Origin of the sequence: Mesorhizobium sp. WSM4887 (genome assembly GCF_029625865.1) — a bacterium.
Classification (GTDB): Bacteria; Pseudomonadota; Alphaproteobacteria; order Rhizobiales; family Rhizobiaceae; genus Mesorhizobium.
In genome coordinates, this window is sequence record NZ_JARTVP010000004.1 from 472,886 (window position 1) to 499,493 (window position 26,608).

The 26,608-nt window shown below is 64.9% G+C and carries 27 protein-coding genes, 1 tRNA gene and 1 pseudogene; 15 read left to right on the forward strand and 14 right to left on the reverse strand.

The window, feature by feature from the left end; all coding sequences use genetic code 11:
• Positions 1–46: 46 nt before the first annotated feature.
• A tRNA-Thr gene (locus P9230_RS19285) sits at positions 47–123 on the reverse strand.
• 302 nt (positions 124–425) lie between these two features.
• On the opposite strand from P9230_RS19285, the gene P9230_RS19290 reads away from it, so the two are divergent.
• Positions 426–1,223 (forward strand): hypothetical protein, encoded by a 798-nt coding sequence (locus P9230_RS19290; RefSeq protein WP_278054094.1) that lies wholly within the window; start codon positions 426–428, stop codon positions 1,221–1,223.
• Here the strand turns inward: P9230_RS19290 and P9230_RS19295 are convergent.
• Positions 1,189–1,419, reverse strand: a complete 231-nt coding sequence (locus P9230_RS19295) for an RNA-binding protein (RefSeq protein ID WP_278120461.1) — start codon at positions 1,417–1,419, stop codon at positions 1,189–1,191. The two genes, P9230_RS19290 and P9230_RS19295, sit on opposite strands and share 35 nt — an antisense overlap.
• A 502-nt stretch (positions 1,420–1,921) precedes the next feature.
• On the opposite strand from P9230_RS19295, the gene P9230_RS19300 reads away from it, so the two are divergent.
• Positions 1,922–2,419 carry an N-acetyltransferase gene (locus tag P9230_RS19300; RefSeq protein ID WP_066998508.1) on the forward strand — a complete coding sequence of 166 codons (498 nt, stop codon included), beginning with the start codon at positions 1,922–1,924 and terminating at the stop codon, positions 2,417–2,419.
• Positions 2,420–2,490: 71 nt separating this feature from the next.
• Entirely contained in the window at positions 2,491–3,498 is a 1,008-nt protein-coding gene (locus tag P9230_RS19305) for an aldo/keto reductase (protein ID WP_095801396.1), read from the forward strand.
• 57 nt (positions 3,499–3,555) lie between these two features.
• On the opposite strand, the gene P9230_RS19310 is transcribed toward P9230_RS19305, so the two are convergent.
• The 4 genes from P9230_RS19310 to P9230_RS19325 form a co-directional block, all read right to left on the reverse strand.
• The gene (locus P9230_RS19310; protein WP_095801397.1) at positions 3,556–3,783 is read right to left on the reverse strand and encodes a hypothetical protein; all 228 of its coding nucleotides are present in this window, start codon (positions 3,781–3,783) and stop codon (positions 3,556–3,558) included.
• Positions 3,784–3,898: 115 nt separating this feature from the next.
• Positions 3,899–4,528, reverse strand: a complete 630-nt coding sequence (locus tag P9230_RS19315; RefSeq protein WP_095824534.1) for a glutathione S-transferase family protein — start codon at positions 4,526–4,528, stop codon at positions 3,899–3,901.
• A gap of 236 nt (positions 4,529–4,764) precedes the next feature.
• Entirely contained in the window at positions 4,765–5,859 is a 1,095-nt protein-coding gene (locus P9230_RS19320) for an NAD(P)/FAD-dependent oxidoreductase (RefSeq protein WP_278120465.1), read from the reverse strand.
• A gap of 284 nt (positions 5,860–6,143) precedes the next feature.
• A complete protein-coding gene (locus tag P9230_RS19325) occupies positions 6,144–6,377 on the reverse strand; it encodes a hypothetical protein (protein WP_067001193.1) in 234 nt (77 codons plus the stop codon).
• A 164-nt stretch (positions 6,378–6,541) separates the two neighbouring features.
• Between P9230_RS19325 and P9230_RS19330 the strand changes: the two genes are divergently transcribed.
• From P9230_RS19330 to P9230_RS19350, 5 genes are all read left to right on the forward strand, one after another.
• The gene (locus tag P9230_RS19330) at positions 6,542–7,141 is read left to right on the forward strand and encodes a DUF922 domain-containing protein (protein WP_067322475.1); all 600 of its coding nucleotides are present in this window, start codon (positions 6,542–6,544) and stop codon (positions 7,139–7,141) included.
• A gap of 468 nt (positions 7,142–7,609) precedes the next feature.
• Positions 7,610–8,689, forward strand: a complete 1,080-nt coding sequence (gene ugpC, locus P9230_RS19335; protein ID WP_278120467.1) for a sn-glycerol-3-phosphate ABC transporter ATP-binding protein UgpC — start codon at positions 7,610–7,612, stop codon at positions 8,687–8,689.
• Between the two features lie 36 nt (positions 8,690–8,725).
• Positions 8,726–10,051, forward strand: coding sequence for an ABC transporter substrate-binding protein (locus tag P9230_RS19340; protein ID WP_127214326.1), 1,326 nt, complete (start codon positions 8,726–8,728; stop codon positions 10,049–10,051).
• 107 nt (positions 10,052–10,158) lie between these two features.
• Positions 10,159–11,097: a sugar ABC transporter permease gene (locus P9230_RS19345; protein WP_095801403.1), complete on the forward strand. Its 939-nt coding sequence runs from the start codon at positions 10,159–10,161 to the stop codon at positions 11,095–11,097.
• Position 11,098: 1 nt separating this feature from the next.
• A complete protein-coding gene (locus P9230_RS19350) occupies positions 11,099–11,992 on the forward strand; it encodes a carbohydrate ABC transporter permease (protein ID WP_067001185.1) in 894 nt (297 codons plus the stop codon).
• Between the two features lie 54 nt (positions 11,993–12,046).
• Here P9230_RS19350 and P9230_RS19355 read toward each other — a convergent pair whose 3' ends face one another.
• Together P9230_RS19355 and P9230_RS19360 are read right to left on the reverse strand one after the other, a co-directional pair.
• Positions 12,047–12,172 (reverse strand): hypothetical protein, encoded by a 126-nt coding sequence (locus tag P9230_RS19355; protein WP_259979814.1) that lies wholly within the window; start codon positions 12,170–12,172, stop codon positions 12,047–12,049.
• A gap of 154 nt (positions 12,173–12,326) precedes the next feature.
• Entirely contained in the window at positions 12,327–12,746 is a 420-nt protein-coding gene (locus P9230_RS19360) for a VOC family protein (RefSeq protein ID WP_127214324.1), read from the reverse strand.
• Positions 12,747–13,073: 327 nt separating this feature from the next.
• On the opposite strand from P9230_RS19360, the pseudogene P9230_RS19365 reads away from it, so the two are divergent.
• Together P9230_RS19365 and P9230_RS19370 are read left to right on the forward strand one after the other, a co-directional pair.
• Positions 13,074–14,287 (forward strand): annotated as a pseudogene (locus P9230_RS19365) (MFS transporter).
• A gap of 268 nt (positions 14,288–14,555) precedes the next feature.
• Positions 14,556–15,191, forward strand: a complete 636-nt coding sequence (locus P9230_RS19370; protein ID WP_095824673.1) for an ankyrin repeat domain-containing protein — start codon at positions 14,556–14,558, stop codon at positions 15,189–15,191.
• A 43-nt stretch (positions 15,192–15,234) separates the two neighbouring features.
• Here P9230_RS19370 and P9230_RS19375 read toward each other — a convergent pair whose 3' ends face one another.
• Positions 15,235–17,544, reverse strand: coding sequence for a cation:proton antiporter (locus tag P9230_RS19375; protein WP_278120473.1), 2,310 nt, complete (start codon positions 17,542–17,544; stop codon positions 15,235–15,237).
• A gap of 391 nt (positions 17,545–17,935) precedes the next feature.
• On the opposite strand from P9230_RS19375, the gene P9230_RS19380 reads away from it, so the two are divergent.
• Positions 17,936–18,124: a hypothetical protein gene (locus P9230_RS19380; protein WP_067322650.1), complete on the forward strand. Its 189-nt coding sequence runs from the start codon at positions 17,936–17,938 to the stop codon at positions 18,122–18,124.
• Between the two features lie 33 nt (positions 18,125–18,157).
• On the opposite strand, the gene P9230_RS19385 is transcribed toward P9230_RS19380, so the two are convergent.
• A complete protein-coding gene (locus P9230_RS19385) occupies positions 18,158–18,325 on the reverse strand; it encodes a hypothetical protein (RefSeq protein WP_278120475.1) in 168 nt (55 codons plus the stop codon).
• A 216-nt stretch (positions 18,326–18,541) separates the two neighbouring features.
• Positions 18,542–19,186, reverse strand: coding sequence for a LysR family transcriptional regulator (locus tag P9230_RS19390; protein ID WP_278120477.1), 645 nt, complete (start codon positions 19,184–19,186; stop codon positions 18,542–18,544).
• Between P9230_RS19390 and P9230_RS19395 the strand changes: the two genes are divergently transcribed.
• The 3 genes from P9230_RS19395 (at position 19,161) to P9230_RS19405 (ending at position 22,957) form a co-directional block, all read left to right on the forward strand.
• Positions 19,161–20,681: a sulfatase-like hydrolase/transferase gene (locus P9230_RS19395; protein ID WP_278120479.1), complete on the forward strand. Its 1,521-nt coding sequence runs from the start codon at positions 19,161–19,163 to the stop codon at positions 20,679–20,681. The two genes, P9230_RS19390 and P9230_RS19395, sit on opposite strands and share 26 nt — an antisense overlap.
• Before the next feature lie 317 nt (positions 20,682–20,998).
• Positions 20,999–22,114 (forward strand): ABC transporter substrate-binding protein, encoded by a 1,116-nt coding sequence (locus P9230_RS19400; RefSeq protein ID WP_347404003.1) that lies wholly within the window; start codon positions 20,999–21,001, stop codon positions 22,112–22,114.
• Positions 22,115–22,225: 111 nt separating this feature from the next.
• On the forward strand, positions 22,226–22,957 hold the full coding sequence (locus tag P9230_RS19405) for a DUF2270 domain-containing protein (RefSeq protein ID WP_127246758.1): 732 nt from the start codon (positions 22,226–22,228) through the stop codon (positions 22,955–22,957).
• 51 nt (positions 22,958–23,008) lie between these two features.
• On the opposite strand, the gene P9230_RS19410 is transcribed toward P9230_RS19405, so the two are convergent.
• The 3 genes from P9230_RS19410 to P9230_RS19420 all read right to left on the reverse strand — a co-directional run bounded on the left by P9230_RS19410 (position 23,009) and on the right by P9230_RS19420 (position 26,061).
• A complete protein-coding gene (locus P9230_RS19410; RefSeq protein ID WP_278120482.1) occupies positions 23,009–24,388 on the reverse strand; it encodes an amidase family protein in 1,380 nt (459 codons plus the stop codon).
• A 126-nt stretch (positions 24,389–24,514) separates the two neighbouring features.
• Positions 24,515–25,117, reverse strand: coding sequence for a sulfotransferase family protein (locus P9230_RS19415; protein ID WP_278120484.1), 603 nt, complete (start codon positions 25,115–25,117; stop codon positions 24,515–24,517).
• A gap of 47 nt (positions 25,118–25,164) precedes the next feature.
• Entirely contained in the window at positions 25,165–26,061 is an 897-nt protein-coding gene (locus P9230_RS19420) for a VOC family protein (RefSeq protein ID WP_067322442.1), read from the reverse strand.
• Positions 26,062–26,191: 130 nt separating this feature from the next.
• Here P9230_RS19420 and P9230_RS19425 point away from each other — a divergent pair, with 130 nt between their 5' ends.
• Entirely contained in the window at positions 26,192–26,491 is a 300-nt protein-coding gene (locus tag P9230_RS19425) for a hypothetical protein (protein ID WP_095801415.1), read from the forward strand.
• Positions 26,492–26,608 lie beyond the last annotated feature (117 nt).

The following is a 26,608-nucleotide window of genomic DNA, read 5'->3' on the forward strand; positions in this document are numbered from 1 at the left end:
ACAAACAGCTGCCACTATGTTAACAGTGGCAGCTGTAGTGATTTGGTGGAGCGCTCGACCAGACTCGAACTGGTGACCTAGAGGGTACGAACCACTCGCTCTATCCAACTGAGCTACGAGCGCTGAGCGGCTGGCCTATCGACCAGCCGCCGCCGTTGCCGACCTAGAGCCGCCGCGTTTCCCTGATCCGGTTGCGCGGCGGCTTTTCTATTTGCACAGGCCCCGGTCGCCGGTCGGCGAACTGGCGGGGCCCGGAACTCTTCTGGACATTCGAATCTCCTTCGAAACGAGGCTCAGGTATATGCGAGCCATTATCCGCAGTCAACGGTTAGAAACCAAATTCCGTGTTATGTGATTGACTAATGCGGGAATGGGCATTAAATGAGGATTGCGACCATCCGTGCGGATGGACTGGAGCTAGCCACATGACCGGACAGACCGAAACCATCGACAGCGCGTCGAAGCCAGAACAGCGGACTCGCCAACGCTCTACAATTTCATTTCCGTACATGGACCTGAGGTCAGCAGTCGCATTTGCGGATGCTATCCACGCTCATGTCGGAACGGGCGAATGCGACGACGACCAGTTGGCCGCATGGACAAGCCAAAGCGCCAAGAGTTCGACATTCCGGGTGCAGGTTTACACAGCCAGGATGTTCGGTGTCCTCGAAGGAGATGGGCCACGTCACCGCCTAACCGAATTGGGGCGGCAAGTCGTTGACCCCAACCAAGCGCGCGCCGCAAAGGCAAGGGCTTTCCTGAATGTCCCGCTCTACCGAGCGGTGTTCGATAAATACAAGGGCGGCGTCATTCCCCCAGCAGCAGCGCTAGAGCGCGACATGGTGCAGCTTGGCGTTGCTGAAAAGCAGAGGGACAGGGCCCGACAAGCTTTTGAGCGATCCGCCGATCAGGCTGGTTTTTTTGAACATGGGCGAAACCGGCTGGTGCAACCTGGCGTTATTGCGGGCGAGACGCCGCAGCAACAGCCATCCGCTGAGAATGGGGGCAATGGCGGCAGCGGTGGAGGAAGCGGCCCGAAAGACCCGCTGATTGCTGCGTTGATCCAGAAGCTACCCCAAAGCGGCCCTTGGGATGCTGTCCAGAGGGTCGCTTGGCTCAACTTAATGAAGATGGCCTTTCAATTGACCTACGGGGCTGCTGACGAAATCGAAATCACAGTGAAGCCGGTTATTTCGACCAGCGCTTCGCAGCAGCCTTCTTAGCGATCTCGGCGCGCCGCTCTGGCGTCATATTGGCGGCGCGCTTCTTTCCGCCCTTTGAACCAAGCTCTTTGGCGGCGGCACTCTTGCCGTCGTCCGGCGTGTCCTCGGCTTCCTCGCCAGTGGCAATGCGCATGACGCGGACGGCGTTGCCGATCACGTCGGCTGGGCGCCTCTGGCCTTTAGGTCCTACCGGCATTCTTTGCCTCGTACTGCTCTTTCGTGGGCAGTTTATCGAAGGGAGGCTAATAAGCCTGTTCTTCGTATCGCGCCCTTGGTATCGGAATCGAGTTCTTCCCGTCCGAAATCTGCGCCCACTGTCCGTCTCGATAAAGCCCGCGCATGAAACCTCCGTTGCTTTCCGCTAAGCATATAGGAGTTCGCTGGCCGGCGCGACAGGCGAGAGGTGCCGGTTGATAGCCGGTCAAATTTCAAACTGAGACACTACCGGGCGACGGAGCGCCAAGCTCCCGTCAAGCGGGCGAGACGGCCGGCAGGCCAGACCAGAGAGGCACCGGAAGGACCGAGGCGTTTGAGCCAATAAGGGCCGCCGCTTTGTTGCTATCGATCTCCCAACAAGAAACTACGATGCGTCGGCGGGACAGCGCCCCCTCTGCTCTGCCGGCATCTCCGCCACAACAAGGGGAAGATTGGCTGTCGCCAGCGCCGCGCCCTATCTTGGAGTGCAACGAGGGAAGCACATGTCTCACATCCGGGCGATGACGAAGAACGATCTGCCAGCCGTCTCGCGGCTGCTGGGAGGATCCTGGCGGCGGACCTATTCGCCGATCATGGGTGAGGAAACCGTGGCCCGGCTCTCCGACGAAAAACATGCGCCCGACAAGCTCGCCGAAGAGCTCGCCGACGACAACAAGATGTCGTTCGTGGCCGAGCGGACCGACGGATCGATCGCCGGCTATGCCATGGCAGCGATGGACGAGAGGGGCGATGTCATGCTCGACCGGCTGCATATCGAGCCGGAAGAGTTCGGCAGCGGCCTCGCCGTCGACCTCTTGCACGCGGTGCTTGCGGCCCATGCCGGCATTCCAAGCATCGCCCTGGAGGTGATCGAGGGCAATGAGCGGGCGATCGCCTTCTACCGCAAGCACGGCTTCGAGGTGGTCGAGCGCCGGCCGGCCGCACATGGCGTCGGCGGCCATGCCTCGCTGATCATGCGCCGAATGCTGCCGATGGCTTGAGGCCGCGCTGGACGCATCGCGTCCCGGCATTATAATTTCGCGGGTGCTAATTTCTTACCGGAGACAGATGAATGAGCCTCGGCAAGCAGAAACTCGGCAGCCAGGGGCTCGTCGTGTCGGCCATCGGCCTCGGCTGCATGGGCATGAGCCAATCCTACGGCCCGGCCGACGAAGCGGAGTCGATCGCGACGATCCACCGGGCGATCGAGCTTGGCTGCACCTTCCTCGACACGGCCGAGGTCTACGGGCCTTTCATCAACGAGGAGCTGCTTGGACGCGCGCTGAAGGGCCGGCGCGACGAGGTGACGATCGCGACAAAATTCGGCTTCCGCATCGTCGACGGCAAGCAGGATGGCACCGGGCGCGACAGCCGGCCGGAGCATATCCGCGACGTGGTCGAGGCTTCGCTCATGCGGCTCGCGACCGACCGCATCGACCTGCTCTACCAGCACCGCGTCGATCCTGATGTGCCGATGGAGGATGTCGCGGGCGCAGTCGGCGAGCTGGTTGCGGAGGGCAAGGTGCGCTTCTTCGGCCTGTCGGAGGCGGGGGTTTCCAACATCCGCCGCGCCCATGCCGTGCACCCGGTCTCGGCGCTGCAGAGCGAATATTCGCTGTGGGAGCGCAACCTCGAGCCCGAGATCATCCCGGCGCTTGCAGAATTGGGCATCGGCCTGGTGCCGTTCGCACCGCTCGGCCGCGGTTTTCTCGCCGGCGACGTCAAGCGGGCGGAAGACTATCCCGAAGGCGATTTCCGGCGCGGCGACCCGCGCTATCAGGGCGAAAATTTCGACGCCAATGTCGCCGCGGCCTCCACGGTCCGCGAGATCGCCGTCGCCAAGGGGGTCAAGCCCGGCCAGGTGGCGCTCGCCTGGCTGCTGGCCAAGGGGCCGGAATTCGGCATCGACATCGTGCCGATCCCCGGCACCAAGCGACGGACCTATCTGGAGGAGAATGTCGCCGCCGCCGACATCAAGCTCGACGCCACCGAGATGCTGGGGCTCGACATGGCGCTGACGCCTGAGAAGGTATCGGGGCCGCGCTATAACGAGCGGACGATGTCGATGGTGGATCGGTAGGGGTGCGGTAATCTCCCCGCTCTCGGGTCCTCAAGGGGGAGATCAACTCGGTCAATCCTACTGCTTATTGCAATCCGCCAGCGCCGCCATCGCCTTCTTGGCCTCGGCCTCGCTGGCGTATCTCTTCTTGCCCAGATCGACGACCAGCGTTCCGTCGGGCTTCTTCGGCACGATCTCGCACTGTTTCGAAACGGCGTCCCTGGCGACCCACCATTCCTCGGCCGCGACAGCAGGCAGGCTGGCAATGCCGGTAGCGAGGATTGCGAGAGCGACGGTGCGAACCATTCCTGGCCTCCATTGTCAGTTGCTGGAAAACAGGCCGGCGCTGCCGGCGCCGTTCGTCGACGGAACCAGCGCACCGGTTGGGCAAACGCCCTCCCCGGGCCTTCTGTTCCGGCGCTCAACCGCCCGAATGCGGGTCGATGCTGTAGGGATGCACGGGATAGCCTGAGCCGATCGTCCCGCTCACCCGATCGATCCAGGCGCTGACCGCCGGATAGTCGGCAAGCGAAAAGCCGCAATCCTCGGCGCGATGGCCGTAGGCATAGACGGCGATGTCGGCGATGGTGAGCGAGCCGCCGACAAGGAACGGGGTGTCCTGCAGGCTGCGCTCGAGAGCGCCAAGCGCGCGGGCGCCCGCCTCACGCTTGCCGGCCACCATCGCCTGATTGCGCTCCAGCCGCCCGGTCAGAGACCAGAAGCGCAGCGAGCCGATGACCGGCTCGACATAGTACTGCTCGAAGAACAGCCACTGCATGGCCTTGGCGCGCGCGAGCCGGTCCGCCGGCAGGTAGGGCGTCCCCTCCGCGACGCAAGCGAGGATGGCGTTGGATTCGGCGATCGCCGCCCCATTCTCCACGGCGAGCACGGGAACGGCGCCGGCCGGATTGAGCTTCAGGAAGGCCTCCGTACGGCTCTCGCCCTCGAAGATCGAGACAATGCGGGTTTCATAAGCGATGCCGAGCAGGCCAAGCAGGACACGAACCTTCCAGGCATTTTGCGAGGGCAGATAATCGTAGAGCGTGAGCATGGGTGCGTCCCTCCTTGGCCAGGCTGGCTTCGCATGGGGCGTGCGCGGGCGCCACCCGATTTATGCGCCTTGATTTCCTCCCTTGAGGGGGAGATGTCGCCGAAGGCGACAGAGGGGGTCGTCTCCCGTAAATCGTCAGCGTCGTGTTCGTGGCGGACCGCGTAAGGCGCTGCGACCCCCTCTGGTCTTCCGACCATCTGCCCCTCAAGGGGGGAGATCGGCAGTTCCGCCACGCCTCACCCCGCGATATCCCTCGCCACCGCCTGCGCCTCGATGCCGATCTCGCGCAGCAGGCCGGTGACCGGATTGTAGAAGCCGACGAGGTAGACACCCAGCGCCGTCGCGAGTGGATTCACTCCACTCTTCCCCGGCCGCAGCTCCGCCGGCAGGATGCCGTCATAGCCAGGACGGTAGCCCGTGGCGAAGATTACGGCGTCGAAGTTTTGTTCCTGCCCGCCGGCGAATGTTGCGCCGTCCTCGGTGAAGCTGACGATATCGGGGAGAATGCCGATCCTGCCCGCCTTGATCGCTGCTACAGTTCCGACATCGATGACCGGAATGCGGCCGGCGTCGATCTGCTTGAGGATGCCTTCCTTCGGCCTGACGATGCCGTATCGCTCCAGCCTGCCCAGCGCCAGGTCGAGGATTTTCGGGAACATCCAGTCGTTCAGCGCCCGCGGCATCGGCCGGCTGGCGATGCCAACCATCTGGATCGGCACGCCGAAGAGCTGGCGCGGCACGATGTGGACGCCCTTGCGCACCGAGATCGTCGGATGCGCGCCGCTCTCGGCAAGATCGAGCGCGATCTCGGCGCCGGTGTTGCCCATGCCGACGACCAGCACGTTCTTGGCCGTATAGGGCGTGGCCTCGGTGTAGGCGGCGCTGTGCAGCACCTCTCCCTTGAAGGTTTCGATGCCGGCAAAGGCCGGCGTTATCGGCTCTGCGTTGTTGCCGGTGGCGATGACGATCTTGCGGGCGTTGAAAGGCCCGGCATCGGTCTCGACCACGATTTTTTCGCCCGCCCGGCGGATCGATTTCACCGTGACGCCGAAGCGCGGCTCCAGGCTGAAACGCGCGGCATAGGCATCGAGATAGGCGACCACTTTTTCACGCGGCACGTAGCGTGGGTGGTTTTTCGGGAACGGCACGAAAGGGAGTGACGAGAAGGACTTCACCGTGTGCAGGTGCAGCCGCCGGTAATGCCGCCGCCAGGCCGGCGCCAGCTCGCTCGCCCTTTCGAGGATGATGAAATCGACTCCGGCCCGCTTCAGGCAGGCCCCGACAGCCAGCCCCGCCGGTCCCGCGCCGACAATGACGACACTGGTATCCAAGGCAGCCTCCTCCCCCAAGGCAGGAAGAAGCTATGCCCGAGGTGTCGGAGGAGCAAGTAGGGGAATCACCTAGACTTGCGGGACAGGGTGCACCGAGCGAAATCGGATGAATGGCCGAGCGAGGCGCCGGAGTCTTATCTCGCTCCTTATCGGGAAATGTCGCCGACGGCGATGGAGCGATCGCTGCGCGTGAAGTGCCGGCGCGTTGCGCGGAGGAATACAACGTCGGCGATCTGCGTGAGACGACCCCTCAGGCCTCAAGGGGGGAGATCAGGATTCGCGCTCTACTCCGTCCCGCTCGGCGCTTCGGCCTCGTCCTCGGGCGGTTCGAGAATCTCGATCAGCCGCGCTACCCTGGCGCCCGGCATCGCGCGACCCTCGTTCATCAGCGCCTCGTCGGCGCCGATCCAGGCGAAGGCCTCGCGCAATTCCTCGAGGCTGGCGCCGGTGAGCGCGACGTCGGCGATGACGGCCTCGTCGACAGGGCCAAGAACGGAAATGATCTCGTTGCGGGTCATCCTTGTCTCCCTGGGGCGGAACGATGACAAGGAAACGGCGGACGGGTGGAGCGGGTTCCGACGGCGTTGTCTCCGCCTTGTGGGAGAAAGCGCCGCGCGGTCTTTGCTCTTACCCCGACAACCGCTATGCACGGAGGCTCGTCCCGGAATTCTGCCGAGTCCTCATGAAATCCGTCTTGCTGCTTTCCGCCCTGCTCCTCTCCTCACCCGCCCTCGCCCAATGGAAGCCGAGCGAGAAGGTCGAGACCTATGCGATCTCAGGACAAAGCGTGGAGGCGCTCTATGTCTCGATCGGCGAGAAAGGCCCTGTGATCGGCAGGGACTCGGCCGGTAACGGGCGGCGGGCAATCGCGCAGACCAACTTCAAGCTGACCTGGCAGCGCGATTATCAGACTGAAGGCGACGCCTGCGTGCTGAAGACCGCTCGCCCGAAGCTGATCATCACCTACACGTTGCCGAAGCCCGCCGCAAAACTTGCCCCCGCCGTGCAGGCGCGGTGGGACGCGTTTGCCGACGGCCTCGCCGCACACGAGAAGGTCCACGGCGCCGGCATCGTCGACATGGTGGACAAGATCGTCGCCTTCAGCACCGGCCTCACCGTTGCCGACGACCCCGGCTGCACCAAGATCAGGGCGGAGCTGACGAATTATCTCGACCAGCTTTCCAAGGCGCAGCGCCGGGCCAGCCGCGACTTCGACAAGGTCGAGTTCGGTCCGGGCGGGAACTTGCAGAAGCTGATTGCGGCGTTTCTGATCGGCGGGTGAACACGGCCAAGGAGCGGCCGCGCCCTTCCCGCGGTGGCAGCAGGGCCACACCGGAAGCACCGCTATCAGCATTACCGCATCTCGAATGGGACAGCTGCCAATCCCGTCTGCGCGGAAACGGGCACTGTCGGCTCTTTCTCGGCTAGGTTGAAATCTACACCTTAGTACTTGCTAATGCGCATTCAGCGCTCTTCACCGACTGATCGGCGGCCACGCGGCACGGCCCTGGATTGACTTAGCTCACGGCAGGCTGGCTCATTTGTCCTTTGAGACGAAAGTCTAAGGGCATGCGCCGCAGCTTTACAGGCGGGTTTGGTAGCGCTACCGTTTCACAGTCGCGTGACCCGGGGGGAGCTGGGGCAAACGTCGCCGACGCCAGTGGTGGATGCTTGCCGGCATCCGTTTCAGCCACACCTTGATTGGAAACGGCTCCCCGCGAAACCCGCAGGGACCATCGGGAGGAGTTCGATGGCGTCTGTCGCGATTGGCGATGTCTACAAGTCGTTCGGAGCCACCCAGATCCTGCACGGCGTCAGCGTCGACATAGAGGACGGCGAGTTCGTCACGCTGGTCGGGCCGTCGGGATGCGGAAAATCGACGCTTCTGCGGATGATTGCCGGGCTGGAAAAAATCTCCCGCGGCCATATTTCGATCGGCAGCCGTGTCGTCAACGATGTTGCGCCGAAGGAGCGCGACGTGGCCATGGTCTTCCAGAACTACGCGCTCTATCCGCACATGACCGTTGCCGAGAACATGGCGTTCTCGCTCATGCTGAAGGGAGTGGCCAAGGCGGAGAGCGATGCCGGGGTGAAGCGGGCGGCCGAGATCCTCGGGCTGGTGCCGCTTCTGTCGCGTTATCCGCGCCAGCTTTCGGGCGGCCAGCGGCAGCGCGTCGCCATGGGCCGGGCGATCGTGCGCAATCCGCAGGTGTTTTTGTTCGACGAGCCGCTCAGCAATCTTGACGCCAAGCTGAGGGTCCAGATGCGCGCCGAGATCAAGGAACTGCACCAGCGGCTGAAGACCACGACGATCTATGTCACGCACGATCAGATCGAGGCCATGACCATGGCCGACAAGATCGTCGTCATGCATGACGGCCTCGTCGAGCAGATCGGGCCGCCGCTCGAGCTCTACGACCGGCCGAACAACCTCTTCGTCGCGAGCTTCATCGGCTCGCCGGCCATGAACCTGCTCAAGGGCACATTCGCCAATGACGGCGCGCCGTCGTCGTTCCGGGGCTCGGGTGGCGTCTCCGTGCCTCTGTCGAAACCACCCGCGATCGGCAACGGCGAAGCCGTCGTGCTCGGCGTTCGGCCCGAGCATCTGCGGCTGGCCGAGGACGGCATTCCGGTCACCGTGGTGGTGATCGAGCCGACCGGCTCGGAAGTGCAGATCATCGGCCGGACGGCCGGCGGAGAGGATATCGTCGCCAATTTCCGCGAACGCCATTCCTTCGCGCCGGGAGAAACCATCCGGCTGTCGGTGGAACCCGGCCCCATTCATCTGTTTCACGGCGAAACGGGCCAGCGGATCGAAGCGGCGCCATAGACCACGCAACGAGGAAACCCACAGGAGGAGACGAGCATGAAGTTCACCAGACGCGACGTGATCCGCACGACCGCCGGCGCGGCCGCCGGGGCCTTGGGCAGCCGCTTCGTCGGCTCGAGCGCCTTCGCCCAGGAGGGCCTGACCTACAAGCCGGAGGAAGGCGCCAAGCTCCGGCTGCTGCGCTGGTCGCCTTTCGTGCAGGGCGACGAGGACCAATGGCTGAAGAATACGAAGCGGTTCACCGAGGCGACCGGCGTGGAGGTGCGCGTCGACAAGGAGAGCTGGGAAGACATCCGGCCCAAGGCGGCCGTCGCCGCCAATGTCGGCTCCGGTCCCGACCTGATGTTCGTCTGGTTCGACGACCCGCACCAATATCCCGACAAGCTGCTCGACGTGACCGAACTCGGCGACCATCTCGGCAAGAAGTATGGCGGCTGGCACGACGGCCCGAAGCAGTATGCGACGCGCGAGGGCAAGTTCCTCGGCCTGCCGCTCGCCACCATCGGCAACGCCATCGTCTATCGCGAAAGCTGGGTGAAGGAGGCCGGCTTCTCGGAATTCCCGAAGGACACGGCGGGTTTCCTCGACCTGTGCAAGGCGCTGAAGGCAAAGGGCCATCCCGCCGGGTTCACCCATGGCCACGGCGTCGGCGACGGCAACAACTATGCGCATTGGCTGCTATGGAGCCATGGCGGCCAGATGGTCGACGAAGCCGGCAAGGTGACGATCAACAGCCCCGAGACGCTGAAGGCGATCCAGTATGCGCAGGAGCTCTACAAGACCTTCATCCCCGGCACGGAAAGCTGGCTCGACGTCAACAACAACCGCGCCTTCCTGGCCGGCGAAATAAGCGTGATCGCCAACGGCATCTCGGCCTACAACACCGCCAAGGTCAACAAGGACAACGACCCGAAGCTGGCCGAGATAGCCAAGGACATCCGCACCACCAATCTGCCGATCGGTCCGGTCGGGAAATCGGTCGAGCTGTTCCAGGTGACCACAGCCGTCATCTTCAACTACACGCCCTACCCCAATGCGGCCAAAGCCTATCTGCAGTTCATGTTCGAGGACCCGCAGATGTCGGACTGGATCACGTCGTCGGCCGGCTATTGCTGCCAGACGCTGAAGGCTTTCGACAACAATCCGGTGTGGAAGGCCGACCCGAACAATGCCGCTTACGCGAAAGCTTCGGCGACGCTGCGACCCAACGGCTATGCCGGGCCGCTCGGCTATGCCTCGGCCGCGACCATGGCCGATTATGTGCTGGTCGACATGTTCGCCAAGGCGGTGACGGGACAGGCGACGCCGCAAGAGGCGATGGAAGAGGCCGAAAAGCGCGCCAACCGCTATTATCGCGTCTGATCCTGCCGGGCACCTGAAGCAAGGGTGGCCGCGTCGGGATCTTCCGGGGCACGGAAGGACCACGCGGCCACCACCACTCCACCGCATGTTGCGAGGAATCCGCGCCCATGGCCGTGTCATCCGTTGCCGTTCAGCGGCGTCCGTCGATGCTTTCGCGACTTGCCGAGAGCCGGAACACTCTTGGTCTCGGCTTCATGCTGCCGGCGGCGGCGCTGCTCCTGGTCTTTCTCACCTATCCGCTGGGACTCGGCGTCTGGCTTGGCTTCACCGACACACGCATCGGCCGGCCCGGCATCTATATCGGTGTCGAGAACTATGAATATCTCTGGAGCGACAGCGTGTTCTGGCTGTCGGTCTTCAACACCGTGCTCTACACGGTCAGCGCTTCGATCCTGAAATTCGTGCTCGGCCTCTGGCTGGCTCTCATCCTCAACGAGAAGCTGCCCTTCAAGTCGTTCTTCCGCGCGGTGGTGCTGCTGCCCTGGGTGGTGCCTACGGTGCTGTCGGCCATCGCCTTCTGGTGGATCTACGATTCGCAGTTCTCGATCCTGTCCTGGGCGCTGCAGCAGATGGGGCTGATCGACCACCGCATCAACTTCCTTGGCGATCCGACCAACGCGCGCGCTTCCGTCATCGCGGCCAATGTCTGGCGCGGCATCCCGTTCGTCGCCATCACGCTGCTTGCCGGCCTGCAGACCATCCCGCAGTCGCTCTATGAAGCCGCCACGCTGGACGGCGCCAGCCGCTGGCAGTTGTTTCGCCATGTGACGCTGCCGCTTTTGACGCCCATCATCGCCATCACCATGACCTTCTCGGTGCTCTTCACCTTCACCGATTTCCAGCTGATCTATGTGCTGACCCGCGGCGGGCCGGTGAACGCCACCCACCTGATGGCGACCTTGTCCTTCCAGCGCGGCATTGCCGGCGGCCAGCTCGGCGAAGGCGCGGCAATCGCGGTCGCCATGATCCCCTTCCTGCTGGCGGCGATCCTGTTCAGCTATTTCGGCCTGCAACGGCGCAGGTGGCAGCAAGGCGGCGGAGACTGATATGGCCGCGATCAGAGAAGTCGAGCGCCTGGACACCGACGAAGGCGGCATGGGCTACCTGCAGAGCCTGCCGCGCCGGGTGGTCACGGTCTATCTGCCGCTGCTGGTGTTTCTCATCGTGCTGCTGTTTCCATTCTATTGGATGACGATCACGGCGGTTAAGCCCAATGTCGAGATGACCGATTATGTGAACTACAATCCGTTCTGGGTCGTGCATCCGACGCTGGAGCACATACGCTATTTGCTCCTGGAAACCTCCTACCCCGGCTGGCTGCTCAACACGGTGATCATATCGACGGCGGCCACCTTCCTGTCGCTGGCGGCTGCGGTGCTCGCCGCCTACGCGATCGAGCGGCTGCGGTTCTCCGGCGCCCGCCAGGTCGGCCTTGCCGTCTTCCTCGCCTATCTGGTGCCGCCCTCGATCCTGTTCATCCCGCTGTCGGTGATGGTGTTCAACCTCGGTCTCTACGACACGCCCTTCGCGCTGATCCTCACCTACCCGACCTTCCTGATCCCGTTCTGCACCTGGCTGTTGATGGGCTACTTCCGTTCGATCCCCTTCGAATTGGAGGAATGCGCGCTTATCGACGGCGCCACCCGCTGGCAGATCCTGACCAAGATCGTGCTGCCGCTTTCGGTGCCCGGTCTGATCTCGGCCGGCATATTCGCCTTCACGCTGTCCTGGAACGAATTCATCTACGCGCTGACCTTCATCCAGTCGTCGGAGAAGAAGACGGTGCCAGTCGGCGTGCTCACCGAGCTCGTCCGCTCAGACGTCTACGAATGGGGAGCGCTGATGGCGGGCGCGCTGATCGGCTCGCTGCCGGTGGTGGTGCTTTATTCGTTCTTCGTCGAGCACTACGTCTCCTCGATGACGGGCGCGGTGAAGGAATAGCGTTCGCTTTGGCGGTCATGGCCATTGCACGAGGCACCCCCCTATCGATGGATTTTAGCGGATCGGCACCAGCATGGCAGCCTCGCGGATGACGCGGATGGCGTCCGGATTGGTGACGGGATAGCACCGGCCGCGATCGACAGCGGCGCCAAGCGGCATTTCGAGAAAACGAAGCTGCAACTCATCGCCGCCGGTTTCGAACTCATGCCCGTCGATGCCCAGCCCCGATGCTCCGACGGGGTGGCGAGCAAGTAGCCGAGGGGGTGGTGCGTCGCGCTTTCTCCCCCGCTAGCTAGGGGCCGCTAGGGGGGAGATAACGGCGCCCGCCGCCGCGCTAAAAACTCACCTCCACCGCCGGCGCACTACGCTTCGCCTCGCCATGAAACACCGCCTCGATGTTGCTGCCGTCGGGGTCGAGCAGGAAGGCGGCGTAGTAGCCGGGGTGGTAGGGACGCTCGCCCGGCGCGCCGTTGTCCTTGCCGCCGGCGGCGAGGCCCGCTTGGTAGAAGGAGTCGACCATGGCGCGGTCCTTGGCCTGGAAGGCGAGATGGTGACGGCCGGTCAGCACGCCCTGGGCCGCACGGCTATCGGCGCTGGAAACGAACAGTTCGTCCGCCCAGAAGTAATCCTCGGCCTCGCCGCCGATCGGGACGCCCAGCACCTCGAGCACCGCGCCGTAGAAACGCCGGCTCGCCTTGACGTCGCGCACCACCAGATGAAGGTGGTCGATGAGCCGGCCGCGATATAGTTGCATGGCGTGTTGCCTCCTCCCGACTGCTGCGGCTCAATCTAGAAGGGCCTGGTACATGGTCAATGTGGGTGCGGAAGACTGCTGACAGTTAAAGAGGGTCGGCGCGAGGCACCCCCCTCTGTCCTGTCGGACAGTCCCGCAGGACAGAGGGGGTGTGAAGGAACGCCAGCATAAGGCGATCGGCCAACATCCCCCAAAAATCCGGATAAAAAATGCAACCAGATTGTAGGATCGGTGTCCGCAGCGGCGTCCTTCGGGCGCAAGCGGCGCGATGGACCTGGAAAAACCGTGCCGCATCAAACAGGATGCCGTTGGGCACGGGAGAAAATCATGAATCCTTCCTATCGTTGGGTCATCGTCGCGGCCGGCGCGCTGATGACCTGTGTGGCGCTCGGCGCGATGTTCTCGCTGGCGATCTTTCTCGAGCCGATGTCGATCGACACCGGCTGGTCGCGCGCCGGCATTTCCAGCGCCATGACGCTGAATTTTCTGGTGATGGGCATCGGCGGCTTCGCCTGGGGCGCGATCTATGACCGCGTCGGTGCCCGCCCCGTCGTGCTTGCCGGCGCGGTGCTGCTCGGGCTGGCGCTGGTGGTGGCGAGCCGCGCCAACTCGCTGCTGATCTTCCAGCTCAGCTACGGCGTGATCGTCGGGCTGGCGGCCAGCGCGTTCTTCGCGCCTATGATCGCGCTCACCACCGCCTGGTTCGACACCAACCGAAGCCTTGCCGTGTCGCTGGTTTCGGCCGGCATGGGAGTGGCGCCGATGACCATCTCGCCCTTCGCCCGCTGGCTGATCTCGGCCTATGACTGGCGGACCGCCATGTTCGACATCGGCGTCATGGCCTGGGTGCTCCTGCTGCCCGCCGTCTTCCTGGTACGCCAGCCGCCGGCGGCCGGCGCGGCGGCCGACGGCGGCATGCCGGCGCGTGCCGCCGACGACCCCGGCATGAGCGTCGGCCAGGCGCTGCGCTCGCCGCAGTTCCTGGTGCTGGGCATGACCTTCTTCGCCTGCTGCGCGCGGCGCATTCGGGGCCGATCTTCCACATGGTCAGCTATGCGATGGCCTGCGGCGTTGCGCCGATGGCTGCCGTCTCGATCTATAGCGTCGAGGGCCTTGCCGGCCTTGGCGGACGCCTGCTCTACGGCGTGCTCGGCGACCGGCTGGGGGTCAAGCCGGTGCTGATCACCGGCCTTGCCATCCAGGCCGCCGTGATCGCCGCCTATCTCGCGGTCGGCCGGCTCGAGCAGTTCTACGTGCTGGCCGTCATCTTCGGCGCCACCTATGGCGGCGTCATGCCGCTCTATGCGGTGCTGGCACGCGAATATTTCGGGCCGCGCATCATCGGCACGGTGTTCGGCGCCGCCACCATGCTCTCCAGCCTCGGCATGTCGTTCGGCCCGCTCGCCGGCGGCATGATCTACGACGCCTATGCCAGCTATTCCTGGCTGTTCATCGGCTCGGCGCTGGTCGGCCTGGGCGCCGCCGGCATCGCGATCGCCTTCCCGCCGCAGCCGAGCCGGCAGCGGCTGCAGATGGCATAGCGAGATGAATCTCCCTCCTCGAGGGGGAGATGTCGCCGAAGGCGACAGAGGGGGTCGCGGCGCGTCAAGCGCCGACGCCCCTCTCCGTCGCATGGGGCGCCGGCGATCCACGCTCGGACCTGCCCTGCCGGCATCTCCCCTCGAGTTGCCCGCACCGCCGACGCGAAATCCATTGCCCGACGACGGCGAGTGTGAAACTCTCCGCGAGAGAAGACGCTGCATCTGAATGCCGGCCGGGCCGGCGCCATCCGTGGTCGGGAATATTGCAGTGGACACAGGCCTGGAAGCCGCAGAAACAAGGAATTGGTCCCGCCTGCTGGTCGCGGCCGAGAGCGGCGATGCCGAAGCCTCGCGCGCGGAGCTCGCAGCGGGCGCGGATATCAACCAGACCGATGAAGACGGCTGGTCAAGCCTGCACCTCGCGGCGCATAACGGCCGCACCGCCGTGCTCGAAACTTTGATCGGCCACCCGGCGGTCGACGTGAACTGCAGAAACAAATGGAAGAGCACACCATTGAGCCTGGCTGCGGCTAGGGGTCACCTCGCCTGTATCCGGGCGCTGCTGAAGCATCCGCAGATCGATATCGACGCCCGCGCCGACTATTACGGCAGGACGCCGCTCATCGAAGCCGCAAGGAACGGGCATCTCGATATCGTCAAGCTGCTGGTCGAGCATGGCGCCGACGTCAATCTCGCCGACAAGACGGGACGCAACAGCGCGCTCATCGAGGCGATCAAGGGACGCCACTTCGAAGTCGCGCAATATCTGCTGGAATCCCGCAAGGTGAACTTCCTCAACAAGGACATGCGGCTCAATGCGCTGATCTGGGCTGGCAGCACGCGCAACGCCGAACTCATCGGCAAGCTGGACGCCGCGATCCATCGCTTTTTCGAAGGCAAGTGAAGTGCGGCCGTCAGCCATTGGAACCGTCAGGCCGAAGCTGCCCTCAGCCCGTGCCCGTACCTGACCTCAGCGCCTCCCTGCCCTCGTCGTCGCGGCGCAGCCGCGCGTCGGAGATCAGCATCACCGGGCATGGGCAGCGCTGCAGCACGCCGCTCGTCGTCTCGCCGAAGATGAGTTCCTCGCCCGGCCGCCGCGCCACGCCCATGACGATCAGCGCCACGTTCCTGCCCGCCTGACGGGCAATGGCATCGGCGGCGGCGGCCCTCGAGCGGATGGCAGTCTCGATCTCGACGCCATAACGGTCGGCAAGCGCGACAATGTCCTTCAGCACAGCCTCCCTGCGGCGATGCGAGACGGTGTCGCGCGGTTCGTCGCGACCCGGACGCGCGACATAGAGGACCTTGACCGGCGCGCCGGTGACGGAGGCGACGGCAAGCGCGAGTTCCGCGCCGCGGCGCGCATTCGCCGTGCCGTTGACCGGCACCAGGATCCTGCCGGATCCCGGCCCAAGGCGCGGCATCTGCCGGCCGACGCCGGCCGGCTTAAGCACTAGGCAGAGCGGGCCCTCGAAGGCGCCCGCGACCTCGTTGAGCCGGCGCGAGAAGCCGCCCTTCGCGGTCACCGCTCGGCCGAGGCCGATGAGCAGCATGCCGTAGCCCTTGCGCGCCTCCTTGGCGACCGCCTCGGCGGAGAGCGGAGCGTCATGCGGGCGGCGCGTGAGGGGGGCTTCATGCGCGGGCTCCTCGTCGGCTTCCTTCGCCGCCTCGCGGCCCTGCTCAGCGCCTTTCTCGATCTCGTCCAGATGCGCCGCCTCGACGGGGTCGGCTTCGCTTTCGCCGCTTGTACGGAGCACGGTCGTCGGCTTGCCGGCTCCGATGACACCGGCGAGGTAGGCGGCGAAGCGGCCGACGACGCCCTCGTCGACCACCACCAGCAGCCGCTCCAGATTGGTGATGAAGCCGCGCTGGTCGACCTCCTCGCGCTCCAGCCTTTTCTTTTCCGCCTCCCCCATCGGCAGCCGCCCCAGCGCCCAGCGCAGCGTCGGCGGCATGGCCAAGGTGGTGATGACGGCCATGGTGACGATCATGGTGAAAAGCGTGTGCGAGATCACGCCGATCGACAGACCGATCGAGGCGACGATGACCTCGGTCGAGCCTCGCGCATTCATGCCGCAGCCGACGGCAATGCCCTCGCTGCGGCTCATGCCCGCGACCTCCGCGCCGATGAAGGCGCCGCCGAACTTGCCGAGGCTGGCGATCGCCACCAGCGCCACGGTGAGCAGTGCAAGCTCGGGATCGACGAGCACTGTCAGGTCGGCTGAGAGACCGGCGACGCCGAAGAAGACCGGCATGAAGAGTGCCGTGATCACGCCGCGCAATTGCCCCTCGATGTGACGCGACAGGATCGGCGACTCGCCGACCAATATGCCGGCGACGAAGGCACCAAGCACCGTATGCACGCCGATCAAGTCGGTAACCAGCGCCATGCCGCCCATGATGGCGAGGATGACGGTGACCACTGCGTATTCCGAGCGGAAGGTGTCGTTGGTCCAGCGGATGGCATCGAAGACGATGCGGCGGCCGAGCGTGAAGGAAAAGGCCATGAAGGCGGCGACGCCGGCGAGCGTGAAGGCGAGGCTGGCGAGCTCGATGCGGCCATGCGTGGCGATGCCGATGGTGATGGCGATGATCACCCAGCCGATCGTGTCCTCGATGATGGCCGAGGAGACGATGATCTGGCCGAGGTCGCGGCGCATGAAGTTCATCTCGCGCACCACCATGGCGACGATCTTGACCGAGGAGATCGAAAGCGCCGTGCCCAGGAACAGGCCGGAGACGATGCGCTCGCTGCCGGTGGCGAGCAGCGAGGCCGGCATGAACTGCGCGGCCACGAAGCCGAGTGCGAAAGGCACGGCGACGCCGGTGGCGGAGATGGAAAAGCAGGCGCGGCCGACGCGGCGCACCAGCCTCAGGTCCGTCTCCATGCCGGTCAGCAGCAGAAGCATCAGCACGCCGAACTGGGCGATGGCGTTGATCATCGACTTCTGCGCGGCATCGCCGGCAAAGACCAGCCGCTCGGCCGCGGGCCACAGCCAGCCGAGCAGCGAGGGCCCGAGCAGGATGCCGCCGATCAGCTGTCCCATCACCGCCGGCTGGCCGAGGCGCTCCAGCAATTCGCCGATGCCTCGGCCGACGACGAGCAGCAAAATGACTTCGAGAACGAAGATGCCTTCGCTCGACATGCCGGTTTTTTCGGCGGCGAAGGCGGCGGCCGGCATCGATGCAAGCGCCGCCGCCGCAAGCGCGAGAGAAACCGGCCGTCGCCGGTTGGGCATGAAGGACAATTGCCGCACCCCTCGATTATCCTCCCCACAACGGTTTCGCACATGCATCGGTTGCACGGCGGTGGAACTGCCACTCTCTCCCGTTGTGGGGGTGATGTCCGGCAGGACGGAGGGGGCGCCGTGGAGAGCCAACGTCGATTCAACCTATCTCCAAAGCAGGCCACTTTTAACCGTGATGGAGGTGCCTGCAAGGGCTGGGATGCCGGCGGGACAGCGCCCCCTCGGCCCTGCCGAACGTCTCCTTCACAACGCGAGAGAGTGGCAACTCCGGCGCCGGCCGCCTCTCTCAAGCAGCTTCGGCCTCGCGTACAATTCGATTCAAATGCCGCCGCCGATCTTTGCTTGTCGGTAAAGCGACTCACGCATGGTCGCAGCACGGCGGGGCAATAAGGAGAAGCTAATGAAAAGCGACTTTGCCGCCGCCCACCTGCACCTCGACAGGGCCTGCCACTATCTGCGCGGCGACGATGAGACCAGCCGCACGGCGCTTGCGGCGCTCGACCTTGTGATCGAGGCGGTCGCGACCGCCCTCTATGCCCGGCCCGAGGCCGAAGTGGTGCCGTTTCCCATATCAGCCGCTCAGCGATAGGCAGGATCCACGGCTGGCGACCGGCAATGATGATTAACGGCCGATCAGATCGGTCATCGCCTCGATGACCTTGCTGGCCGCCGCCCCCGTCGCCGACCGATCATTGACGATGATCGAGATGCGAAACGGAATGTCGAACTGGATTGGCCTGAGTGCCAGTCCGAACTCGGAATAGAAGCCTGCAGTGAACGGATCGACCACAGCCAGCGAGGGGCCGCGCCTGACCAGCGCAAAGCCAAGAACGACTGGAAGATGTCGGCGACGGTGTTGGCCGCGGTCACTTCGAGCAGCCTCGCGCCGTCGCGGCTGCGCCGGAAATAGAGCTCGCCCAGCGATACGAACGGATAGCGGGAAAAATCCTCCAGCCGGACCCGTTCGCTCTCGGCGAGCGGATGCTTCTGGTCCATGACACAGACGCTATTGCGTTCGAAAGTGGCGACGCATTTGGCGTCCAGGAAAGAAACGCCCGCGTCCACCAGGCCGACGTCGGTCAGGCGCGAGGCGACGGAGGAGACGATCTCCGTCGAGCTGCGCACCGCGATGGTGGTCCTTGCCTCCGGAAGGCGCGTCCGAAGCTGCTGGATCGCATCCGGCACGATGTTGAAGGACATCGCCGCCAGCGTGCCGATGCGCACGACGCCGCGCTTCAGTTCCCTGATCTTCCTGCGCCGCCATGATCAGATTGCGCGCGCCATGAAAGGTCTTGCCGACCTCGCCGTAGAACAGCAGGCCCTGCTCGGTCGGAACCAGCCGACCGTGCGATCGATCGAACAGGCTGAGGCCGGTGTCGATCTCCAGCTCCTGCAGCAGCCGGCTGACGCTCGGCTGCGAGACGTTGAGCGCGATCGCAGCGCCCGACACGGAGCCGGCCACCATCGTTGCCTCGAAGGCCTCCAGTTGACGAACGCTGAGCCCGGAAAAACGCATCTCTTCCTCCCGGTATAGGATTAGCACATACCGGACCAAAATCTTGATCTTTGATTTCGCTGCGTTTCGGGCCCTAGCTGCAAGCTTGGCAGAAACGGACGGAGCCGTCGTGAAGCGAGCCAATGTCATCTTCATCTGTGCCGACCAGATGCGCTACGACGCGCTCTCGGTCACCGGCAACCGCGTCGCCCATACCGCAAACATCGACCGCATCGCCGCGCGCGGCGCAACCTTCCATCGGCATTTCACGCCTAACCAGATTTGCTCGCCAAGCCGAGCGACCATGGCAACAGGGCTCTATCCACGCCATCACGGATTGTGGCGCAACGGCGTGGCGCTCGACGATCGGCTCCCTAATCTGTGGCAGGCGCTGTCGCTTGCCGGATACGCCACAAAAGGCGTCGGAAAGCTGCACTTTCAGCCACTGCTCGCGCCCGTCGAACGCGACATGCCGGAATCGCTTGCCTATTGGGAAAGGCCGGGCTGCGAGGACTGGCACGGTCCCTATTTCGGCTTCGATGCCGTCGACCTCGTCATGGGCGAAACCAACGAAGCCACTCGCGCCGGCCACTACGCCGCCTGGCTCAAGCGCAACCACCCCGAAGTGGTGGACCTCTACGAGCCCGACGCCAGTCCCGACAGCCGGGCGGATCTGAACGAAGTCTGGAAAAGCGCGGTGCCGCCCGAGTTGCACTACACCAGTTGGATCGCGGATCGGGCGATCGACTTCATCGAGCGCCAGGGCAAGCAGGCAGAGCCGTTCGGCTTGTTCGTCTCGTTTCCGGACCCGCACCACCCCTTCGCCCCGCCCCGGCCCTATTGCGACCTGTTCCGACCGGAGCTGATGCCCACGCCGACCATCCGGGCGGGCGAGCTGGAGCGGATGCCGGCCTACCTCGGCGAAGGCGACGATCCGACCAAAGTGCCCTACATCGCCTCCGGCGAGCAGCCGCGCGAGCAGGGCTTCCTCCTGCGCACCGACGATATCTCCGACGAAACGCTGGCCATCGCAATCGCCCACACGCATGGCATGATCCAGATGATCGACGATGCCGTCGGGCGGCTGCTCGTCGCACTGGACGACGTTGGCGTGCTCGACGACAGCTTCGTGCTGTTTACCGCCGATCATGGCGAGTTGCTCGGCGACCACGGGCTGCTGCGCAAGGGGCCACCGCCCTACCGACAACTGCTGCAGGTCCCGCTGGTTCTTAGCGGTCCAGGCATCCGCGCCGGAACAAGCCTCGATGCGCTGACCAGCCACCTCGACCTGTTCGCGACCATCGCATCGCTGCTCGGCCTGCCGGCGCCCGCGACCGACGGCACCGATCTCAAGCCGCTGATCGACGGCCGGGTCGCCGACGTCCGCGACTTCCTGTTCGGTGAATATCATCCGCGACGTGACCCCTGCCTCTACAACCAGTCGATCATCTCCAAGGAGTGGCGGTTCACCCGCTATCCCAACCAGCCGGCGTGGGGGGAGCTGTTCGATCTTCGCGAAGACCCCCGGGAGCACTGGAACCTGTTTCCCGAGCGAGCACTCGGCGCGCAGGCGCGCGCGCTGAGCGCGGTTCTCGACCGGCGCCTGCCGCCACAGCCGCTGATGGTCAACGAAGTCCTTGGCGCCTATTGAACCAATGGGAGAATGACATGAACGACAGAAGCGTCTTCTCGAGCCTGGACAGCATGAACCGCCGCAGCTTCATCAAGACGGCCGCTGCGGCTGCCTTCGCCACGGCGGCGTTTCCACATACCGCGCAAGGGCGGCGCGCTGCGCCTTGGCCTCAACGGCGGCAGCTCCGCCGACACGCTGGACCCCACGCAGCTGATCGGCACTTTTTCCATCAACGTGTCGCGCCAGGTCTACAACACGCTGGTGGAGATCGGCGATGACGGCAAGCCGGCGCCGGAGCTCGCGGCAAGCTGGGAAGCCAGCCACGGCAACAAGCGCTGGATCCTCAATCTCAGGCCGGGCAGACGCAAGTCGAGATCCTGCTCAAATCGTCAAATCCCGATATGGATTATGTGCTGTCGGATCTGCATTTCGCAATGGTGCCGGCAGGCTTCGCCGACTGGTCGAAAGCGGTCGGCACCGGTCCGTTCAAGCTCACCGCCTTCCAGCCGGGCGTGCACGCCACGGCCGCACGCAACGAGACCTACTGGCGCAGCGATCGCGGCCATGTCGATACGGTCGAGTCGGTGGTGATCAACGACGCCGCGGCGCGCGTCTCGGCTCTTCAAGGCGGCTCGGTGCACATCGTCAACGGCATCGACTACAAGATCGCACCGCTGCTCAAGAAGGACCCGCGCGCCTATCTGCTGGTCACCGAAGGCAAGCAGCATTTCTCGCTGCCGATGGACGCCACGAAGGAGCCGTTCAACAGCCCCGATGTCGTGCTGGCGCTCAAGCACGCGCTCGACCGTGAGCAGATGGTGAAGCTGCTGATGGCCGGCTTCGGACGGGTCGGCAACGATCATCCGATCGCTGCCAGCGATCCGAGCTTCAATCCGAACATCGCGCAGCGCGGCTACGATCCCGACAAGGCCCGTTTCCACCTCAAGAAAGCCGGCAAGAGCGATCTTACGCTCGAACTGCACGCCGCCCCCGTGGCGTTCGAGCAGGCCGTCAACACGGCCGAGCTTTTCGCGCAATCGGCCAAGCCCGCCGGCATCACCATCAATGTCAAGCGCGAGCCCGACGACGGCTACTGGAGCGACGTGTGGCTGAAGAAGCCATGGGTGGCTTCCTTCTGGGCGGGGCGGCCGTCGGCGAGCATGATGTTTTCCTCCGTCTACGCCTCGGGCGCGCCGTGGAACGAAACGCATTGGAAGAACGACAGCTTCGACAGAAAGCTGACGGAGTCGCGCTCATTGGCCGATCCGGCAAAACGCCGCGAGGTCTATTTCGAGCTGCAGCAGATGATCCATGACGAGTGCCCGACCATCATCCCGGCCTTCGCCAGTTGGATCGACGCGGCGCGCCAGGAGGTAAGGGGTTTCGTTCCCAACCCCAACTTCCTGCTCAGCGATCATCGAGTGGCCGAACGGGTCTGGCTGAGCGCATAAGAGCTTCCGTCGGAGAGCGTCAGCAGGAACATTTCTGCCGGCCCCACATTGTGCTATATGGGGTGTGGCCGGCTCAACGGCCGGCCACGGCGGGAGGCACGTGGCAAGGGGATGTCGCAGGTCCAGACCGTAAAGCCAGCCGAAGCAGCGGCGCCGCCTAGAGGCTCCGATGCGTTCGCGCTGAAGCTCACTTCCTCCGAATTCGCAACCACCATGTCGCATTTCCACCGCGCCGAGATCGCGCGCATGGCGGGTTGGCGCGACCGGCTCGACCGCACCAGCAATTGGGCAATCACCGTGGTGGCGGCGATGCTGTCCGTGTCGCTGTCGACGCCTTCGGCGCATCACGGCGTGCTGCTCTTCGCCATGCTGCTCATCACGCTGCTTCTATGGATCGAAGCGCGGCGCTACCGGTTCTTCGACGTCTATCGGGCGCGGGTGCGTCAGTTCGAGCGCTATTACTTCGCGCAGATTTTTTCGCCGCAGCCGGACTTCGCCTCCAACTGGCTCGCCATCCTCGGCGAAGGCCTGCGCTCGCCGCGCTTCCTCATCTCGCAGCGCGCGGCGCTGGTCCGGAGGCTGCGCCGAAACTACGTCTTCATGTACACGATCCTGATGCTTGCCTGGGTGTTGAAGATCACCACGCCCAGCCTGCAGCGCGAAGGCTCGCCGATCGGCTTCAGCGCCTCGCTGCTCGACACCTTTCGCGTGGCGACGCTCGGTCCCATCCCGGGCGTCGTGGTGGTCTGCGGCGTCATCGTGTTCTATCTCGCGATGCTTGCCGCCGCCTTTCTGATACGCGCCGACGACGGCGAACTGTCGTTCGGCGACGTGCATGTGTGAGCCTGGGGCGGCGGCCCTTGGTCTTTCAGGCAGCCCGCCGTTTCCACGCGCTCACAATCCCGGTGGCCTGACGAAACCGTCGGTGAGACGCGCCAGCGCTTTCGCCACGGCCAGCAGCTTCATGTCCGAATGGCGGCGGCCGACCAGTTGGGCGCCGATCGGCAGGCCCTCCCCGTCGACACCGATCGGAATGACGGCGGCCGGATGCCCGGTCAGGTTGAAGCGGCAGGCATGGCTGAGCGCGCTCCAGTAGGGCGTCTCGACGCCGTCGACGGGGATCGGCGCCCCCATCTCGCGGTGGCGGAAGGCCGTGCACATCATCGCCGGGCAGACCAGCACGTCCCACCCGTCGAAGAAGCGCTCCCAGGCAGCGATGAATTCGTCGCGCCGGTTGAGCGCCTCGAGATAGGCGGCCAGCGAGGGCGAGGTTTCGCGCGGCTGCCGGAAGACCTGCGAATACCAGGTGATGAGATCGGAAAACAGCGCCCGCTCGGCGGCGAAATCGTGCTGCGGCAATGCCTGCCCTACCCGCGCGCCGCCGACCTCGATGGCACCCGCGAAGCCGGCGATCGCGTCGGCGATGTCGAGCGCGGTCGGCACTCCGGGAAATTCGGGCGCGAAGGCAACCCTGAGCTTGCCCAGCGACGGCTCCGGCGCCTCGTCCGTCGCTACCGGCGGCACTTCGGTGTCGAGACCGTCGGCGCCGGCGATGATGCGGTGGGCCAGGATGAGATCGTCGACGTCGCGGGCCAAAGGCCCGATGTCGAACAGCAGGCGGAAGCTGCGCGGCATGTCGGGCGGATCGGCGTAGCTGCCGGTGATCGGCACCGTCGCCTGCGTCGGCTTGAAGCCATAGACGCCGCACAGATGCGCCGGCATCCGGATCGAGCCGCCGGCATCGCTGCCGATCTCGAGCGGCACCAGCCCGGCGGCGACCGCGGCCGCCGCGCCGCCGCTGGAGCCGCCGGATGTGCGGGTAACGTCCCACGGATTGACGGTGCGGCCGAAGATCGGATTGTCGGTCTGCAGGTCGCGCAGCCGGGGCGGCACGTTGGTCTTGCCGATGATGATAGCGCCGGCCTTGCGCAGCCGCGCGGCAATCGTGCTGTCCATCGGCGGGACATGATCGGCAAAGGCTTCCAAACCGACGGTGGTGCGCATGCCGGCTGTGGCATGGCCGTCCTTCAGCGTGACCGGCACACCGTTGAGCGGACCGACGGCCTCGCCGCGCGCGACCGCCATATCCGCGGCCTTCGCTCCGGCGCGGGCCGCCTCCTCGTCGAGGGTGACGATGGCGTTGAGCAGCGGGTTGACGACAGCGATGCGGGCAAGCTGCGCCTCCATCGCCTCGACAGCGCCGACCTTCTCCTCGCGGATCGCCGCCGCCAGTTGCGAGGCGGTCAGGAAGGTGGTGTCCAAATGGCTCGTCATGGTGGTGTTCCTTCCTGCGGAACGGAAATAGGGGAGTAGGGGAGTAGGGGAGTAGGGAAGATCAGACTTCGTGAACTCCGCACATCGGATGCCAATACCTTTTTCCCCTATTCCCCTCCCTTCCCTTCAATTCAACGAAAGCGCCGTCCGGAACTCCTTCGTGGTGTTGCGGTTGGGATAGGGCTCGTCCGGCACCGGAACGCCGAGATGGGCGCAGAGCGGCGCCCAGCCGTCGCCCAGCTTGTGAACCAGCAGGCGCTCGGCCGGCACCGTCTTCAGCACCGCTTCGATATTGGCCTCATAGACGGCAATCGCATGCGTGCGGTCCTGCGGACGGCCGCCGAAAACCTGCTTCGTGACAAGGGCGACGCCCAACGACTCCTGATCCTGGCTGTCAATGACGGCCGGCAGGATGGTTTTTGCGAAACTCTCCCACCAGCTTTCCGGCGAGCGCCAGGTGAGGATGACGCGCGCCTCGGGGTAGGCCTCGATCAGCTCGCGCCAGTAATGCACCGAGGGCCAGTCGACGCAGGATTTATAACCGGCAAACAGCCGATCCCAATCCGGCGCGGCGCCTTGGGCGAGCGCTCGCCAGAGCCGCTTCTGCTCCGCATGCGCCATGACCTCCGACATGTGATGGCACGGGCCGAAGCCGAGCATGGTCAGCGCCTCGCGCATCGAATCCGTGACGGTGCGGCCGAAGCCGGTTCCTATCACCCTGATGGTCATTCTCCCCTCCTCCCACTTGTCTTCCCCAATCGTCCGCTGCGGCGCGATCAACCTTCCCGAAGCACGAACCGCAAGCGATTGCCTTCCGGGTCCGCGGTCTCCACGGCACCGCCGATCTTTTTCGGCGGCAGGTTGGCGGCATCGAGCCTGCGTTCCAGCGCAGCCAGCTCCTCGACCGATGCAAGCTCAACCGTGAAATGGTCGAGGCCGGCGGCACCCGGCGGCGGCTCGCGCAGCTCGTCACGCGCCCAGATGTTGAAGGCGACCATATGCGGCCGGCTCCCGGTGCCGCAGTCGAACATGCCGAAACTTCTCGACTGGATGTGCGGGCGGAAGCCGAGCACACCGACATAGAATTCCATCAGTTCTTCCGGCGCGCGGGCGCGCATATGGATGTGGCCGATGAAGGCGTTCTTCGCCATCCTCTGCTCGACATGGCCGGAATTGCCGAGGTCGCGCAAAAGGCCCGGGAGATGGAGCGGCTCGAGCCCGGAATGCGCGCTGCCGTCGGTGCCGATCAGCGCCACGCGGCCATCGGCCGACACCTCGCGGCGCAGACAGCGTTCCGGCGTGTCGAAGCAGATCTCGATGCCGTTGCCGGACGGGTCGGAAACGTAGAGCGATTCCGAAACCAGGTGGTCCTGGGCGCTGTAGCGCAAGCCGGACGCCTTAAGCCGGGCGGCGGTGTGGGCGAGGTCGCGGCGGCTCGTCACATGGATGGCGACATGGAAGAGATCGCGCGATTTCTGCGGCAAGGCGATCCGCGCTCCGGCGTGAAGCACGATAAGCTTCCGCCCACCGGCGCCGAGCTCCGCCGTGGCGGCATCCTCGCCGAGGACCGCCAATCCGAGCGTGTCGCGCCAGACGATCAAGGCAGCCGGGATGTCGGTCACCCTGAGATGGACCGGCCCGAGACGGGTGGCTTGAGGCAACCCTTCGTCCATGGTCGTCCGTCCGATTGCGGTCGGCGAACATATTAGCTGTGAACGATATTTCTGTCTCGCGCCAAGTTCGGGTTGACCCCTCCCCGGCGGGCGGCGACTATTGCCACGAAGCTTCTTGGGAGGAGACCACATGGACGAGACCGACCACTGGCGCAACATGGCGAGCGCGCCGCGGGACGGCAGTCGCATCCTGGTGACGGTGCGCTCGTCCGAACAGGGACCGGCCGAGGTCGACATGGCCTACTGGTCGCGCGCCGACCAGTTCGGCGAGGAAGGCTGGCGGGCGTCGGATTCATCGCCCGGACGCGTCGTCGAGTATGCCGAGCCGGAGCTCAGATGCTGGATGCCGCTGCCCACGGCGGGGCGAGGTTCGTTGCCGAGCCCCTGGGAAGGCGACGACGTGCCGCTGGTGGATGGCGAGGGGATTTAGCGCCTCTTTCCTTCTCCCCTTGTGGGAGAAGGTGTCGCCGAAGGCGACGGATGAGCGACTATCTGAGGTGTCAAGTTGCATTTGCGAACTCGGTTCGCGCGTCGCGTGCTTTTGCAT

Coding starts and splice junctions, on each gene's coding strand:
- P9230_RS19290 (WP_278054094.1), top strand. CDS start 426: ATGACCGGACAGACCGAAACCATCGACAGCGCGTCGAAGCCAGAACAG.
- P9230_RS19295 (WP_278120461.1), bottom strand. CDS start 1,419: ATGCCGGTAGGACCTAAAGGCCAGAGGCGCCCAGCCGACGTGATCGGC.
- P9230_RS19300 (WP_066998508.1), top strand. CDS start 1,922: ATGTCTCACATCCGGGCGATGACGAAGAACGATCTGCCAGCCGTCTCG.
- P9230_RS19305 (WP_095801396.1), top strand. CDS start 2,491: ATGAGCCTCGGCAAGCAGAAACTCGGCAGCCAGGGGCTCGTCGTGTCG.
- P9230_RS19310 (WP_095801397.1), bottom strand. CDS start 3,783: ATGGTTCGCACCGTCGCTCTCGCAATCCTCGCTACCGGCATTGCCAGC.
- P9230_RS19315 (WP_095824534.1), bottom strand. CDS start 4,528: ATGCTCACGCTCTACGATTATCTGCCCTCGCAAAATGCCTGGAAGGTT.
- P9230_RS19325 (WP_067001193.1), bottom strand. CDS start 6,377: ATGACCCGCAACGAGATCATTTCCGTTCTTGGCCCTGTCGACGAGGCC.
- P9230_RS19330 (WP_067322475.1), top strand. CDS start 6,542: ATGAAATCCGTCTTGCTGCTTTCCGCCCTGCTCCTCTCCTCACCCGCC.
- ugpC (WP_278120467.1), top strand. CDS start 7,610: ATGGCGTCTGTCGCGATTGGCGATGTCTACAAGTCGTTCGGAGCCACC.
- P9230_RS19340 (WP_127214326.1), top strand. CDS start 8,726: ATGAAGTTCACCAGACGCGACGTGATCCGCACGACCGCCGGCGCGGCC.
- P9230_RS19345 (WP_095801403.1), top strand. CDS start 10,159: ATGGCCGTGTCATCCGTTGCCGTTCAGCGGCGTCCGTCGATGCTTTCG.
- P9230_RS19350 (WP_067001185.1), top strand. CDS start 11,099: ATGGCCGCGATCAGAGAAGTCGAGCGCCTGGACACCGACGAAGGCGGC.
- P9230_RS19360 (WP_127214324.1), bottom strand. CDS start 12,746: ATGCAACTATATCGCGGCCGGCTCATCGACCACCTTCATCTGGTGGTG.
- P9230_RS19380 (WP_067322650.1), top strand. CDS start 17,936: ATGAAAAGCGACTTTGCCGCCGCCCACCTGCACCTCGACAGGGCCTGC.
- P9230_RS19390 (WP_278120477.1), bottom strand. CDS start 19,186: ATGAAGATGACATTGGCTCGCTTCACGACGGCTCCGTCCGTTTCTGCC.
- P9230_RS19405 (WP_127246758.1), top strand. CDS start 22,226: ATGTCGCAGGTCCAGACCGTAAAGCCAGCCGAAGCAGCGGCGCCGCCT.
- P9230_RS19410 (WP_278120482.1), bottom strand. CDS start 24,388: ATGACGAGCCATTTGGACACCACCTTCCTGACCGCCTCGCAACTGGCG.
- P9230_RS19415 (WP_278120484.1), bottom strand. CDS start 25,117: ATGACCATCAGGGTGATAGGAACCGGCTTCGGCCGCACCGTCACGGAT.
- P9230_RS19420 (WP_067322442.1), bottom strand. CDS start 26,061: ATGGACGAAGGGTTGCCTCAAGCCACCCGTCTCGGGCCGGTCCATCTC.
- P9230_RS19425 (WP_095801415.1), top strand. CDS start 26,192: ATGGACGAGACCGACCACTGGCGCAACATGGCGAGCGCGCCGCGGGAC.